This window comes from Allosalinactinospora lopnorensis (genome assembly GCF_000981225.1).
In the GTDB taxonomy this organism is placed as follows: Bacteria; Actinomycetota; Actinomycetes; order Streptosporangiales; family Streptosporangiaceae; genus Allosalinactinospora; species Allosalinactinospora lopnorensis.
This window is the reverse complement of the sequence record NZ_LAJC01000022.1, coordinates 1-13,054: the sequence shown is the minus strand read 5'-3', so window position 1 is coordinate 13,054 and position 13,054 is coordinate 1. Positions and strand designations below refer to the sequence as shown.

Sequence of the window (13,054 nt, the reverse complement as noted above, 5' to 3'; positions counted from 1 at the left end):
AAGGGAACGTGATGTCGCCAGCACCGGAGGAAACCGCCGAGAACGTGACCGGCTCCGAGGAGACCGTGCACATCGTCGGGGCCAGGCCCAACTTCGTGAAGGCCGCCCCCGTTGTGGACGCCCTGGAACGGCGCGGTATGCGGCAATCGGTGGTGCACACCGGTCAGCACTACGACGACCGCATGTCCGCGGTCTTCTTCCGTGAGTTGGGCCTGCCCAAGCCCGACGTCGATCTCGGAGTGGGCTCCGGATCGCACGCGGAGCAGACCGCCGCCCTGATGACCGGGCTGGAGAAGGAGTTCATCGTCCGTTCACCCGGGCGTGTGGTCGTCTACGGCGACGTGAACTCCACCCTCGCCGCGGCGCTGGTCGCCTCCAAGCTGCACATCCCGGTCGCGCACGTCGAGGCCGGGCTGCGGTCGTTCGACTGGTCGATGCCCGAGGAAGTGAACCGCCGCGTCACCGACCAGCTCTCCGGCCTGTGCTTCGCCACGAGCCCGGAAGCGGTGGGCCACCTGGCCGACGAGGGGGTTCCGGTGGGCCGCGTGCACCTGGTCGGCAACCCGATGATCGACACGCTGCTCCGCCACCTGGAAAGGTTCGACGTCGCCGAGTTGCGCGGCCGCCTGGAGTTGCCCGAGAAGTACGTGACCGCCACCCTGCACCGCCCCGCCAACGTCGACGACCCCGAGACCGTCGGCCGCCTCGTCGAACGGCTGCACGAGGTGGCCGACCAGGTCGATGTGGTGATGCCGGTGCACCCCCGGGGCCGCGCGGCGTTCGCGGCGGCCGGCCTCGGTGACCACCCCCGAGTGTGGCTCCTGGAGCCGCTGGGATACCTGGACTTCGTCACTCTCGTCCGCGGCTCCACCGCGGTGATAACCGACTCCGGCGGCGTCCAGGAGGAGACCACGATCCTCCTGGTGCCCTGCCTGACCCTGCGCCCGAACACCGAGCGCCCGGTGACCATCACGCACGGTACCAACCGGCTCGCCGCCGACTCCGAGCTGCCCGGGCTGGTCTCCAAGATCCTCGTCGGGGACACTTTCGGTACCCCGGCGATCGCCGACGTCCCGCCACTCTGGGACGGGCAGGCGGGCGAGCGCATAGCCACGATCCTGGCCAACGATTGAAACCGACCGACATGCGTTCCGAACGTCCGTTCAATCTCTCAAGGCGGGAATGACTCCGTGAAACGGCGTGAACAGAGCCAGACCGAACAGCTGCGCCAGGCGCTCTCCGAACGGGAGGCCCAGCTCCAGGAGGCGCAGGCGCGCCTCGCGGCCCTGGAAGGGTCGACGTCGCTGCAGGTGGGGCGGGCGCTTACCGACGCGGCCAAGCGACCCGGCCGCGGCCTGGTACGGCTGCCGCGCGACCTGTTCCGGTTGTGGCGCAAGAGCGGGAGGACCGAGCAGGGAAACGGCCGGCGCCGCACCGGCCAGCCGGTGCGCTCCTACGAAACCGAGCGGCAGGAGGCCCGGCTGCTCTCAGGAACGGTTGGTCTGCGCGATGACCGCCTGGTGGTCGCCGGGATCCTCTCACCGGAAGCGCGTGCCGCGATCGAGCCCTACGTACGGGTGATCCCCCTGCGTCCGCACGACGCCCAGCTCGTGTTCGAATCCGTCGATGTCGACGTCGTCTGCGTCACGGCCTCCGCCGCCGCGCCGGGTACGCTTTGGGCACACGTGGGCGACCCCGCCGTGTCCGACCGCACCCGCGCCCTGCGCTGGGTCGTCGAGGCCGCGCGGGCGCGCGGGGTGCCCTCGGTGCTGATCAGCGACGCACCGGCCCCGCCCGCTCTGCGGACGGTCGGCTTCGACCTCGTCCATGACGGTGATCTCGGGGTCCCGCTGCACCGGTTCAACCCGATCGCCGCCGAGCCGGAACGCGACCCGGAGCCCGTCCGCCTGCCGGCGGCGAGATCCGGGCGGGCCGCGGTCGAACGGCTGGCCGGAACGCTTGACGGGCTGCGCAGCGCCGAACCTCGCTGGGAGGACCTGCCGGGCCTGCTCCGTACGACCGCCGCCGCCGTCGTCGACGACCCGGGACTGGCCGACCGGGCCCTGGCCTGCGGCGCTCGGGCGCTGCTTTTAGGGAGGACAGAGCGGGACGGCGGCGAGGAGACGGCGCTTTCGGCCGTTCCCGTCGACGCTGATGCGTTGCGCTCGGACGCGGCCGGGCGGGAACTGGAACGAGTCCGCGGTGCCGGACCTCTCACGCCGGAGGAGCTCCGGCTCGTCCTTCGCTCGGTGTTCCTGTCCGAGGCGACACCCGCCCGGCTGGCCGAGATCTTCGGCCGTGTCGAGCTCGCTCCCGGCTCCGGCAGCGCGTCGCTGCCGCTGCGCGGCCGGCAGGTCTCCCTACTGGCCCTGCCGGCCGACGACGTGACGTCCCTGGCCTTCGCCGACGACGTCCTCAGGCAGTTGCACGCGCCGGCCGAGGTCGTCGTGCCGGAGGGCTCGGCCGAGTTCACCGGTGTGGAACGACTGCGTTCGCGCGGGCTGCGGGTGCGCACCGTGACCGGCGTCATGCCCGGGCCCGGGCCGGGGCCCGCCGAGTGGGCCCGCCTGGCCGAGGCGGCGGACTCGCCGTGGGCCGCGATGTGGACCCGGCCCCGCGGGAAGCGTTCCTCGCGGATGCGCTGTGCGCCGCCGAGTGCTCGGGCGCCGATGCGATCGGGCCGGCGGTCGCTTCTTGGGGCGGCGCCACGCCCCCCGCCGCTGATGCGGTGGACTGGGCCGCCGCCGACCAGGACTATGTCTTCGTCAGTGCGATCCGGCCGGACCTGGCCCGATGCGAGCTGGTCCGCCGCGGACTGCAACCGGGCGTATGGAACCGGCACGGCGCGCGGCTCCTCGCGCTCGGCCCGACCCAGGACGCCGGGCAGGAAGCAGCGCCCGACCACGCCCGCATCACCCCGAACGTGGGCTGAGAACCGGGCAGTTCATCCGAAAGGACACACGTGACCAACCCACCGCTACGCGCACTCGTCTACGGAGACGTCGACCTCAACATCATCGACGGCTCGGCGATCTGGGCGCAGTCGATGACCCAGGGCCTGGCGGCTGCCGGGTGCGAGGTCACCCTGCTGCTCAAGGCGTCCGTCAAGACCGATCGGTTGGTGGCACCGCTCTCTTCTGTTCCCGGAGTGACCCTGCGCAAGCCCTACGAGGAGCAACTCCTCTCCGACCTCGGTCCGCGCGGGCTCACCCCGGATCAGGCGGTCGAGTTGATGGCGCGGCTCGACGGTGAGCAGCGGTTCGACCTCGTAGTGGTGCGCGGCCTGCGCCTGGCGTCGCTCGCGGCGCACAACGAGGTGCTGGCCGGGCGGCTGTGGACCTACCTCACCGACGTTCCGCAGAATGTCGCCGCCCTTACCTCCACCGCCGTGTCCGAGCTCACCGACATCGCCGTGGCCTCCCGGTTCCTGCTCTGCCAGACCGAGGAACTGCGGGGCTTCCTGGAGTCCTCGGTACCCGCCGCCTGCGGGAAGAGCGTCCTCTTCCCACCGGTGGTGGTCGTCCCCGACGACGCGAAGAGCGAAGGCGCACCGCACGAGACGCTGAAACTCGTCTACACGGGCAAGTTCGCGCCGCGCTGGAACACCCTGGAGATGACGGAGCTGCCCGCGGCCCTGGAACGGCGAGGGGTGCCCGCCGAACTGCACATGATCGGCGACAAGGTGCACCGGGACTCCCCCGACTGGGCCAAGCGGATGAGCAGGGCCCTGGAGAGCACGGACGGCCTAGTGTGGCACGGCGGGCAGCCGCGGGCCGACGCGCTGCGGCTCTCCGCCGACTGCGACATCGGGCTGTCGTGGCGCGACCCGGAGATGGACGCCAGCCTGGAGCTGTCCACCAAGGTCCTGGAGATGGGCGCGATCGGCCTGCCCGTTGTGCTCAACCGGACACCGATGCACGAGCGACTGCTCGGCGCGGACTATCCGCTCTATGCCGGCGGGGACCTCGATGCCGTCACCGAAACGATCGCGCTCGCCTCGGACCCGGACGTCTACGCCGAGGCCGCCGAGCGCTGCAGGGACGCGGCGACCCGGTTCTCCCTGGACGAGGCCGTCGAGCGGCTGCGCGGTCATCTGAAGGCGGCGTGCCCGCCCGCCCCCAAGGGGACCGATACGCGGCGCCCGCTCAAGGTGGTCATCGCCGGGCACGACCTGAAGTTCTTCACCCGGCTGGCCGACTACCTGATGTCGCTGCCGGGTCTGGAGGTACGGCTCGACGAGTGGGAGTCGCTCCGAGCTCACGACCAGTACCGCAGCAAGGAACTCTCGGCCTGGGCCGATGTCGTCATCTGCGAGTGGTGCGGTCCCAACGCGCTGTTTTACGCCAAGAACAAGCGCCCGGACCAGCGGCTGGTGGTGCGGCTGCACCGGTTCGAGCTGTACGCCGAGTGGCCGCGCAAGCTGGACATCGACAAGGTCGACGCGGTCATCTGCGTCAGCCCGTACTACGCCGGCCTCACCCGGGAGCTCGCGGGGTGGCCGTCCGACAAGGTGATCGTGCTGCCCAACTGGGTGGACGTCGAGCAGTTGAAGCGGCCCAAACTGCCCGGGGCCGAGTTCACCCTGGGTATGATCGGGATCGCCCCCTCGCGCAAGCGGCTCGACCGGGGGCTGGACGTCCTCGCGGAGTTGCGCCGCCGGGACCCGCGCTACACGCTCGCGGTCAAGTCCAAGCAGCCGTGGGACTACTGGTGGATCTGGAACCGTCCGGAGGAACGCGAGTACTACGAGCGCACCTACCGGATGATCCAGCGCAGCGACCTGTTCGCCGAGGGTGTGGTCTTCGACCCGTTCGGCCCCGATGTGGCCACATGGCTGCGCCGCATCGGCTTCATGCTCTCCACCAGTGACGACGAGAGTTTCCATCTGGCACCGGCCGAATGCGCGGCCTCCGGGGGAGTACCCGCGGTGCTCAGCTGGCCGGGAGCCGACACGATCTACTCGCGCAGGTGGCTGCACGAGGACACCGCCGCGATGGCGGACGCCATCCACGCGACCGTGACCGAGGGGCGCTTCGACGCCGCGCGCTCGGCCGCCCAGGCCGAGATCACCGAGAATTACGCCCTTGAACGGGTCTGCGACATGTGGACCGGTCTCGTCGTGGACGGGACGGTTCCGGAGCCGGTGAACCTCCCCGACCAGACGGTGACCGCCTGAGAGGACCCCGGCGGACAACGGCCCCGCACCTCCTCGGAGGTGCGGGGCCGCGCCTTCGCTCAGGGGGTCAGCCGCATTCGACCTCGGCGTCCGCGGCGGAGGTGCTGTCCACCGAGTCCGGGGCGCCACCGCCGCCACCGCTGAACCCGTCCCAGTCGTTGGAGAGCACCAGTTGCACGGTGTCGGCGAGGGCCGGGTGCTCCTCGGTGGTGGCGTTGGTCGCCTCCGCGGCCACGGCCTCGGCGTGCTCCTTGTTCCCGGCGCCGTAGTAGACCGTGGTCTGCTCCGGGACGTCGCCCTCCGGGTTTCCGGTCCCGGTGACCTGGTACCCCTCGGCGCTCAGGCCTTCGGAGACCTCGTTGGCCAGGCCCTGGATGTCGGTGGCGTTCAGGATTTCCACGGACACCTCCTCCGGCTCGACCGACGGCGCGTCCGATCCGCCCTCGCCGTCCGAGGAACCGGCGTCGTCCTCGTCGTCCCCGGTGAGGTTCTCATCGGTGGCGATGGCGTTGAACAGCTCGGTGGCATCGGGTTCGGTCCAGGCGACCCGGTTCTGGTCGGCGGGGTGCGGCCCGTTGGGCACGGTGATGAAGTTGACGTCGCTCAGGTCGACCTCGCGCATGGCGATCGCGATGTCGGCCATGGCGTCGACGTTGAGTTCGTCATCGGTCGTGATGTGCTCGGTGACCGAGCCCAGGAAGGAGTAGAGGTTCCCGGGGCTGGCGAGGACCTCGCTGCTCATGACCTTGGTCACCATCGCCCCCATGAACTCCTGCTGGCGCTTGATCCGGGAGAGGTCGCTGCCGTCGCCCTGCCCCTTCCGGGAGCGCACGTAGCCCAGCGCCTCCTCGCCGTCGAGGGTCTGCTCGCCGGCGGGCAGGCTCAGGTCGCCGGCCTTAGAGTCCTGGATCGGTTCGGGGATGCACATGGGGATGCCGCCGATCGCGTCGACCATGTCCTTGAAACCGATGAAATCGAGCATCACGAAGTGGTCGATGTGCACATCGGTGAGCTCCTCGACGCTCTTCCACAGGCACTGCACGCCACCGCTGTTCATCGCCTCGCCGATCATGGCCGTGTGCGCGTCCTGCCCCGGCTTGTCGTCGGTCGGGGGCAGTCGGCCAGCTGCACGACCGAGTCGCGCGGGATGTTGACGATCGTGGCGGACTTCTGCTCCGGGGAGACGTGTGCGATCGCCAGGGTGTCGGGGCGCTCCCCCTCCTCCGAGCCGTAGTCGGCGTTCTCGCCGTCGCGGATGTCGGACCCGATGATCAGGATGTTCTGCGCCCCCTCGACCTTGCTCGGCCGGTCGCCGAAGGCATCGGTGTCGATGTTCTCCTGCGCGATGTTGCCGTAGATGTCGTAGTAGGCGGCGTAGGCGGTCAGGCTGCCGCTGATGACCAGGAGCGTGGTTATCACGGCGACCCAGCCGCCGGCCGAGAGCTTTTTCCCTGCGGCGCTGGCCATCGCGGAACTACGGGAGGAGGAACGTCTTCTGGACATTGGGCACCAAACGGTTCGGTGTCAGGTGAGGGGGCGTATGCCGTCCGTGAGCGCGGGGGATTCGGGCCGCGCGCCGACGACCGCCGTGACACGCTCCATGTCGAGCCGGGACCGCGCGCCGGCCGGATCGGTGTCCGACATCAGCAGCACCGGTACGGCGTTTACCAAGGGGGCGAGAACGTACGAAAGCTCCGGGTCCATTGCTGTGAGGGTATTCGGCGTGCGGGTGATCATAGCCACCCGGTCGTCTGCTGTCAGGTCCCAGGACCGGGCGCGGGCCCGGGCGGCGGCCACCAGATCGGAACCGGAGTAGCGGCGGTCGCTTTCGAGCGCCACCCAGTCCGGATCGACCGGTGCCAGGGGGGAGAAGTGGTCGCCGTAGCCGCGGACCTCGACCGCGTAGTCCATCGCGGCGGGCGGGCACTCGGCCAGGGGGGCGCCGAGCGGGTGCAGGGACGTTCCGATGATCTCGCGCGCCCCGGTGTCCAACGCGGGCTTCAGCCGAGCCGCGTCGGCCACGACGATCTCGCCCTCCGGGATCTCCTGCCGGGTGGCCGGCACCACGGTCAGTCCGGTCGACCAGCAGGCGAACAACCAGGCGAGGCTCTGCCAGTGCAGCGGAAGCGCCAGGACGACACGCTCCTGCGGCTCCGCGGCGAGCCCGTCCACGAGCATGTTGGCGGTTTTGGCGACCCAGTTGTCGAACGTGGCGTAGGACAGCTCCACCCGGCCGCCGGTCTCGTCGTCATAGGCGGTGACGAAGGGACGCGCCGGATCCACGGTGACGGCCGACCGCCAAAGGCCGAGAGGCGTATCCGGGATTTCCGCTGACACGGTGGCGGCCTCCGCGCGCTGAGGGACAAGGTCCCGCACATGCTACTCCTCACCCGAAAGGTGATCATCCGGAACGAGTCAGGCGATGGCCGACGCAGGTCCCGTTGGTGCGGAACCGGGGGCGTCGATAGGTTCTCCAAGGCGTGTACGCCCGGATGCCCCCGCTCTTTCCGGAGGACGGACCTGTGGCCTCTGCCCAGCCGCCGCAGAACGGCGACGAAGACGACTCGGACCGCGGCTACGACCCGCAGTCGACCGAGAGCGCGGAGAACGGCTACACAGCGGCGGGCGAGGCCCCGGTCGGTCTCTGCATGGGGACGGGAACGATGTCGAACGGGGAGGCCATGATCGGTCTCAGCGAGGGATTCCTGCTCATCAAGCTGGACGGCGGCGGAGGTAACTTGGAGCTCCAGCTCCGGTCGGAGGAGTAGCGTACTCCCGGTCAACGCCCGGTCAACGCCCGGTCCGCCCGCGCCGTACCCGCCGACCATCGCCAGACGCTGGAACGGTTGTCCTCATGCTGCTGAGTCCCGGACGGCTCCTCGCCCGCACCACCGTGGTCCCCGCCGTCGCGGTGGCCGCGTGGCTGCTGGTGGCGTTCCCGCTGCTGGTGATCGGGCACTTCACCCCGCTCATGGGCCTGCTCCTCGGGGCGCCGGCCGTCGTCGCCGCGGTGGCGGTCGTTCCGCGCTGGATCCCCGACCTCCCCGAGGACGACGTTCCCTGGTGGCCGCTGGCCGCGGTCGGTCTCGTCACGGTCGCCTTCGCCGCCCTCCAGATCGCCTATCACGCCGAAGCGCTGGTGATCCGGCGCGATCCGGCCTCCTACGCGCAGTTCACCGTGTGGATCGCGCAGAACGGTTCGCTGCCGATCCCGCAGCACCGCGATCTGATCGCCGGGGACGATCCCGCTCTCAGCTACAACAGCCTCGCCTACTACCAGGTCGGCGACGTCGTCTGGCCGCAGTTCCTGGCCGGCGCGCCATTGGTTCTCTCCGTCGGATACTGGGTGGGCGACCTCACCGGCATGCTCGTCACCGCCCCGGTCATCGGGGCGCTTGGGGTGCTGACCTTCGCCGGGCTGGCGGCCCGGCTCATCGGGGCGCGCTGGGCGCCCCTGGCCGCGCTGCTGCTCGCCGTCTGCCTGCCCCAGCAGTGGGTGAGCCGCTCCACCTACAGCGAGCCCGCGGCTCAGGTGCTGCTGCTCGGCGCGCTGGCGCTCGCATTCGACGCGCTGTCCCGCAGCACCTCGTTGCGGGACCGGTGGGGGCGGGAGCACGCCCTCGCGGGTGCTGCGGGGGTGGTGTTCGGCCTCGCGCTGGTCGTACGGATCGACGCGCTGCGCGACCTCCTTCCGGTCGTCGCCTTCCTCGGGCTGCTGCTGCTCGCGCGGCGCGGCCAGGCGCCGCCCCTGCTCGCCGGGCTCGTGATCGGAGCCGGATACGGGGCCGTCGCCGGGTTCGGCCTGTCCCGGCCCTATCTGGACTACCTCTCGGATTCGCTGGATCCGCTGCTGTGGTTGAGCGCGGCCGTTCTGCTCCTCACCGTGGCGGGGACCGCTGTTCTGTGGCGGCACGGCCCGCCCCGCACGGACCGGCCGGGGTGGCTGCCCGCGGCCGCGGCGGTGCTGGCGGTGTTGGGGGTCGCCGCGCTCGCGATCCGCCCGTGGCTCTTCACCCAGCGCGGGCACGGGGACGAGGCCACCGGGCTCTACATCGGTCAGGTGCAGGAGATCGAGGGGCTGCCCATCGATCCCGATCGCACCTACGAGGAGATGAGCCTGCTCTGGATGGGCTGGTACCTGGGGGCGGCCACCGTTCTGTTTGCGGCGCTCGGCGTCGCCCTCCTGCTGTACCGGGTACTCCACCGCCGGGAACCGCAGTGGGTGCTCCCGGTGATGCTGCTGGTCTGGAGTGTCGCGGCGACCCTGGCCCGGCCGGCCATCACCCCCGACCACCCCTGGGCCAGCCGGCGGCTCGTCGTCCTGGTGATTCCCGCCTTCGTCCTGTTCGCGGTGTGGTTCCTGGCCTGGTGGACGCGCCGCTTCCGGCACTACGAGGGGCCGCCGGCCAGGGGACTGGCCGGTGTCGTCGCCGCGGCCGGAGCCGCGGCGATGCTCCTCCCCGCCGTGATGACGGCGAGCGGTGTCATGAACTACCGCTCGGACATCGGAACGGTGCAGAACACGCGCGACCTGTGCGCGGCGATTCCCGACGATGCCAGCGTGATCATCGTCGATCCGGGCGTGGCCAGCAACTACATGCAGCTCATCCGGGGCGTCTGCGGAGTACCGGCCGCCGAGGCCGACCCCGCGGACAGGGAGGCCGTGGGCCGGGTCGTCGATGGGATCCGGGAACGGGGACGCACAGCGGTGCTCGCGGCGTCCGTGCCGCGGGACCTCACGCTGCTGGCGCCCCCCAAGGCCAGAGTCGAACACCCCTTCCGCGTCCGCGCCGACCAGGATCCCGGCACCCTCATGGAGCCTCCGCGCGGCCCGTGGTCCTTCAGCGGCGACGTGTGGATCGCGATCATCCCATGAGCCGCTCGTCTCCGAACGCGGCTATGCTAAGCGCACCGTGAGCGAAATGTCCCGAGGAGCAGACGGGGGTGCGGAGCCGCCGCCCTCCGTCACGATCGTCCTTCCCTGCTACAACGAGCAGGATCACGTCGTCAAAGAGGTCGAGCGCATCTGCGCGGCCATGGACGCCTCGGAGTACGACTACGAGTTGATCGCGATCGACGACGCCTCCACTGACGACACCCTGGCGCGGCTGCGGGAGGTCGAACCGCTCTTCGAGCACGTTCAGGTCATCGCATTCGGGCACAACGGCGGCGCCGGGACGGTGCGCCGGATCGGCACCCAGCGGGCGCGCGGCGAGTTCGTCGTGTGGACCGACGCCGACATGACCTATCCCAACGAGTGCATCCCCGAGCTCGTTTCGAGCCTGGCCGACGATCCCGCCGCGGACCAGGTCGTCGGTGCCCGCAGGCAGGAGAAGGGCCGACACCGGCTGCTGCGGGTTCCCACCAAATGGCTGATCCGGAAAATCGCCGAGCGGTTGACCAATACACGGATCCCCGACCTGAATTCCGGGCTGCGCGTCTTCCGCCGCGAGGTCTCCCTTCCCTATCTGCGGCTACTGCCGCCCGGCTTCTCCTGCGTCACCACACTCACCCTGGCCTTTCTGTCCAATCAGCACCAGGTGCGCTACGTTCCTATCGATTATTACAAACGCTCCGGGAATTCGAAGTTCCACTTCATCCGCGACGCCTACCGGTACATTCTGCAAGTACTGCGGATGGTCATGTACTTCAACCCGCTCAAGGTGCTGATGCCGCTCGCACTGTGGCTGCTCGGTATCGGGGTGCTCAAGTTCGGCTACGACATGGTCCGGGAACCCCTTTACATCCCGAACAACACGGTCATGCTGTTCATGACCGGGCTGATCATCGCGTCGTTGGCGCTGCTGGCCGACCTCATCGTGCGGTCGCGTAACGGGTCCTGAAGGGGACGCCCGGGATACGGAGGAGCGCGAGCACCGGCGAGTTAGGAAAGACGGGGAATCATGCGGATCTCGCTGGTCGGCCCGGCCCACCCCTACAAGGGGGGAGGTGCCCGGCACACGACGGAACTGGCGCACCGGCTCACCGCCCGGGGGGACGATGTAGGCATCGAGTCGTGGCGGTCGCAGTACCCGTCGCTGCTGTATCCCGGTCGGCAGACCGTCGATGCCGACGAGGCCGAAGGTCCCACCTACCCGCGCACGCGGTGCCGGCTGGCCTGGTACCAGCCCGCGGGCTGGTGGCGGACCGGACGCCGGATCGGACGCGGGAGCGACCTCGTGGTCCTTACCGTCTTCACGCCCGTACAGGTGCCGCCCTACCTGGGAATACTCGGTGGTATCGGTTACCGGGCCCGCACCGTTGCGCTGTGCCACAACGTGCTGCCGCACGAACGCGGCCCCGTCGACGTCGCACTGATGCGTGCGCTGCTGCGCCGGGTGGACGTGGTGCTCACCCACTCGCCGGAGCAGCAGCGCCTTGCGAACGGATTGATCGACGGTGCGGCGGCGGAGTCCCGGATGGCCGAGCTGCCGCCGCACCTGCCCGAGACCACCGCGCCGCGCCTGCCGGATCCGGGCGCCGTTCACGGGCACCTGCTGTTCCTCGGGTTCGTACGCCCGTACAAGGGCGTCGACGTACTGCTGCGCGCGCTCGCCGAGGGCGCGCCGCCTGAGGTGACGCTGACGGTCGCGGGGGAGTTCTGGGGCGGCTCCGCGGAGCTCAGGGCACTCGCCGCCGACCTCGGCATCGCCGACCGGGTGGAGTTCCGCGAGGGCTACATTCCGGCGAAGGAGATGTCCGGCCTGTTCGCGCGCGCCGACGCGCTGGTCCTGCCGTACCGGTCGGCGACCGCCACCCAGAACGTCTGGCTGGCGCACGAGCACGGGCGCCCGGTGATCGCCACGCGCGCCGGCACCCTGCCCGGCCACGTCACCGAGGGCGTCGACGGCCTGCTCTGCGACCCGGGTGACGCCGCCGACCTCGCCCGTGTGATCAAGGACTTCTACTCCCCGGGGGAGGCGCTCCGGCTGCGGGCGGGCGTCCGTCCCGTGGCCCCGGAGCCGTACTGGGCCAGCTACCTGGAGACCCTCACGGGGTGAGCGGTTCCGGCCGGTGCCCTCCGCCGCGGCCCGCTCAGCCGGGTCCCCGTCTCCCGGTGCCGCTCAGCGCCGACCGGGTGGTCAGCAGGGCCGCGCCGGCCCACAGCACATCGGCGAGGGTCATCACGAGCCGCGAGAGCGCCGCGACCACCAGGGCCGAACCGGGGGTGAGCACGGGGGCGAGGGCCACCACCAGCACCAGTTCGCGCACGCCGATGCCGGCGGGGGCGACGACGAACAGGATCCCGAGCGTCCACGCCAACGCGTAGGCCCCCGCTGCGGTGGGGAGGGCGTGAGCGGCGTCCCCACCCGCGGCCACCACGAGCACCCAGATGTGCACGGCGAGCGGCCCCCACGCCACGAGCGACCAGCCCGTGGCCGCCCCCATGCCGCGCGCGCTGACCCGTTCCAGCTCCTCGTCGGGGACCTCCCTGGAGCGCCGGGCGATCCGCAGCGCCGTGTGGACCAGCCACGTCACCGCGCGCGGGTGCAGGGCGGCGAGCAGGAGCGGGGCCAGCGCGAGGACCCACCACCAGCGGCGCGCCGCCTCCTCCGAGGCCAGCGGCAGGGTCGCCGCGGCCACCACCAGGTTCACCGTGAGCATGACCGCGACGGCGAGCACGGTCGCGGTGATCCCGCGCCGCCGGGCGACATCGCGGTCCTTGGCGAGCTCCACCTGCGCGACGAACGCCCATACCGACCCCGGCAGGTACTTTCCGAGCTGCCCGACGAACATGACGCGCGCCGCGATCCTGACGGGCAGTGGAGAGCCCAGGTCCGACAGGAGCGCGCGCCAGGCCAGCATCTGCGCTCCGAGCGCGGCCAGCGCCGCCGCGACCGACACGGCGACGGTCCCCGGCGCGAGCGCCCCGAGCGC

The 13,054-nt window shown here is 70.7% G+C and carries 11 protein-coding genes; 7 read left to right on the top strand and 4 right to left on the bottom strand.

Going from position 1 to position 13,054, the window contains the following annotated elements; genetic code table 11:
- Window positions 1-11 precede the first annotated feature (11 nt).
- Genes wecB through VS93_RS10295 form a run of 3 tightly spaced genes read left to right on the top strand, consistent with a single transcriptional unit; the run spans window position 12 to window position 5,176 of the window.
- Window positions 12-1,133 (top strand): non-hydrolyzing UDP-N-acetylglucosamine 2-epimerase, encoded by a 1,122-nt coding sequence (gene wecB, locus VS93_RS10305; RefSeq protein ID WP_046469750.1) that lies wholly within the window; start codon window positions 12-14, stop codon window positions 1,131-1,133.
- 57 nt (window positions 1,134-1,190) lie between these two features.
- A complete protein-coding gene (locus tag VS93_RS10300) occupies window positions 1,191-2,966 on the top strand; it encodes a hypothetical protein (RefSeq protein WP_201776597.1) in 1,776 nt (591 codons plus the stop codon).
- On the top strand, window positions 2,963-5,176 hold the full coding sequence (locus VS93_RS10295; RefSeq protein ID WP_046469749.1) for a glycosyltransferase: 2,214 nt from the start codon (window positions 2,963-2,965) through the stop codon (window positions 5,174-5,176). The genes VS93_RS10300 and VS93_RS10295 overlap by 4 nt, the downstream gene beginning before the upstream one ends.
- A gap of 67 nt (window positions 5,177-5,243) precedes the next feature.
- Here the strand turns inward: VS93_RS10295 and VS93_RS10290 are convergent, their stop codons facing one another.
- Genes VS93_RS10290 through VS93_RS10285 form a run of 3 tightly spaced genes read right to left on the bottom strand, consistent with a single transcriptional unit; the run spans window position 5,244 to window position 7,552 of the window.
- A complete protein-coding gene (locus tag VS93_RS10290; protein ID WP_236700463.1) occupies window positions 5,244-6,248 on the bottom strand; it encodes an LCP family protein in 1,005 nt (334 codons plus the stop codon).
- Window positions 6,245-6,643: a hypothetical protein gene (locus VS93_RS31415; protein ID WP_236700462.1), complete on the bottom strand. Its 399-nt coding sequence runs from the start codon at window positions 6,641-6,643 to the stop codon at window positions 6,245-6,247. The genes VS93_RS10290 and VS93_RS31415 overlap by 4 nt, the downstream gene beginning before the upstream one ends.
- 57 nt (window positions 6,644-6,700) lie before the next feature.
- Window positions 6,701-7,552, bottom strand: coding sequence for a TIGR03089 family protein (locus VS93_RS10285; RefSeq protein ID WP_394298812.1), 852 nt, complete (start codon window positions 7,550-7,552; stop codon window positions 6,701-6,703).
- A gap of 146 nt (window positions 7,553-7,698) precedes the next feature.
- Between VS93_RS10285 and VS93_RS10280 the strand changes: the two genes are divergently transcribed.
- From VS93_RS10280 to VS93_RS10265, 4 genes are all read left to right on the top strand, one after another.
- Window positions 7,699-7,944: a hypothetical protein gene (locus tag VS93_RS10280; RefSeq protein ID WP_156184771.1), complete on the top strand. Its 246-nt coding sequence runs from the start codon at window positions 7,699-7,701 to the stop codon at window positions 7,942-7,944.
- A gap of 86 nt (window positions 7,945-8,030) precedes the next feature.
- Window positions 8,031-10,052, top strand: a complete 2,022-nt coding sequence (locus VS93_RS10275) for a hypothetical protein (protein WP_046469747.1) — start codon at window positions 8,031-8,033, stop codon at window positions 10,050-10,052.
- Between the two features lie 46 nt (window positions 10,053-10,098).
- Entirely contained in the window at window positions 10,099-11,019 is a 921-nt protein-coding gene (locus tag VS93_RS10270) for a glycosyltransferase family 2 protein (protein ID WP_046469746.1), read from the top strand.
- Window positions 11,020-11,079: 60 nt separating this feature from the next.
- Window positions 11,080-12,177, top strand: coding sequence for a glycosyltransferase family 4 protein (locus tag VS93_RS10265; protein ID WP_046469745.1), 1,098 nt, complete (start codon window positions 11,080-11,082; stop codon window positions 12,175-12,177).
- 34 nt (window positions 12,178-12,211) lie between these two features.
- On the opposite strand, the gene VS93_RS10260 is transcribed toward VS93_RS10265, so the two are convergent.
- Window positions 12,212-13,054 (bottom strand): lysylphosphatidylglycerol synthase domain-containing protein (locus VS93_RS10260; protein WP_046469744.1); only part of this gene is annotated, 843 nt, incomplete at its 5' end.

What these genes read in the sequence shown, in the direction of transcription:
- wecB (WP_046469750.1), top strand. Translation starts at nt 12, where the DNA reads ATGTCGCCAGCACCGGAGGAAACCGCCGAGAACGTGACCGGCTCCGAG.
- VS93_RS31415 (WP_236700462.1), bottom strand. Translation starts at nt 6,643, where the DNA reads ATGGCCAGCGCCGCAGGGAAAAAGCTCTCGGCCGGCGGCTGGGTCGCC.
- VS93_RS10265 (WP_046469745.1), top strand. Translation starts at nt 11,080, where the DNA reads ATGCGGATCTCGCTGGTCGGCCCGGCCCACCCCTACAAGGGGGGAGGT.
- VS93_RS10270 (WP_046469746.1), top strand. Translation starts at nt 10,099, where the DNA reads ATGTCCCGAGGAGCAGACGGGGGTGCGGAGCCGCCGCCCTCCGTCACG.
- VS93_RS10275 (WP_046469747.1), top strand. Translation starts at nt 8,031, where the DNA reads ATGCTGCTGAGTCCCGGACGGCTCCTCGCCCGCACCACCGTGGTCCCC.
- VS93_RS10290 (WP_236700463.1), bottom strand. Translation starts at nt 6,248, where the DNA reads ATGATCGGCGAGGCGATGAACAGCGGTGGCGTGCAGTGCCTGTGGAAG.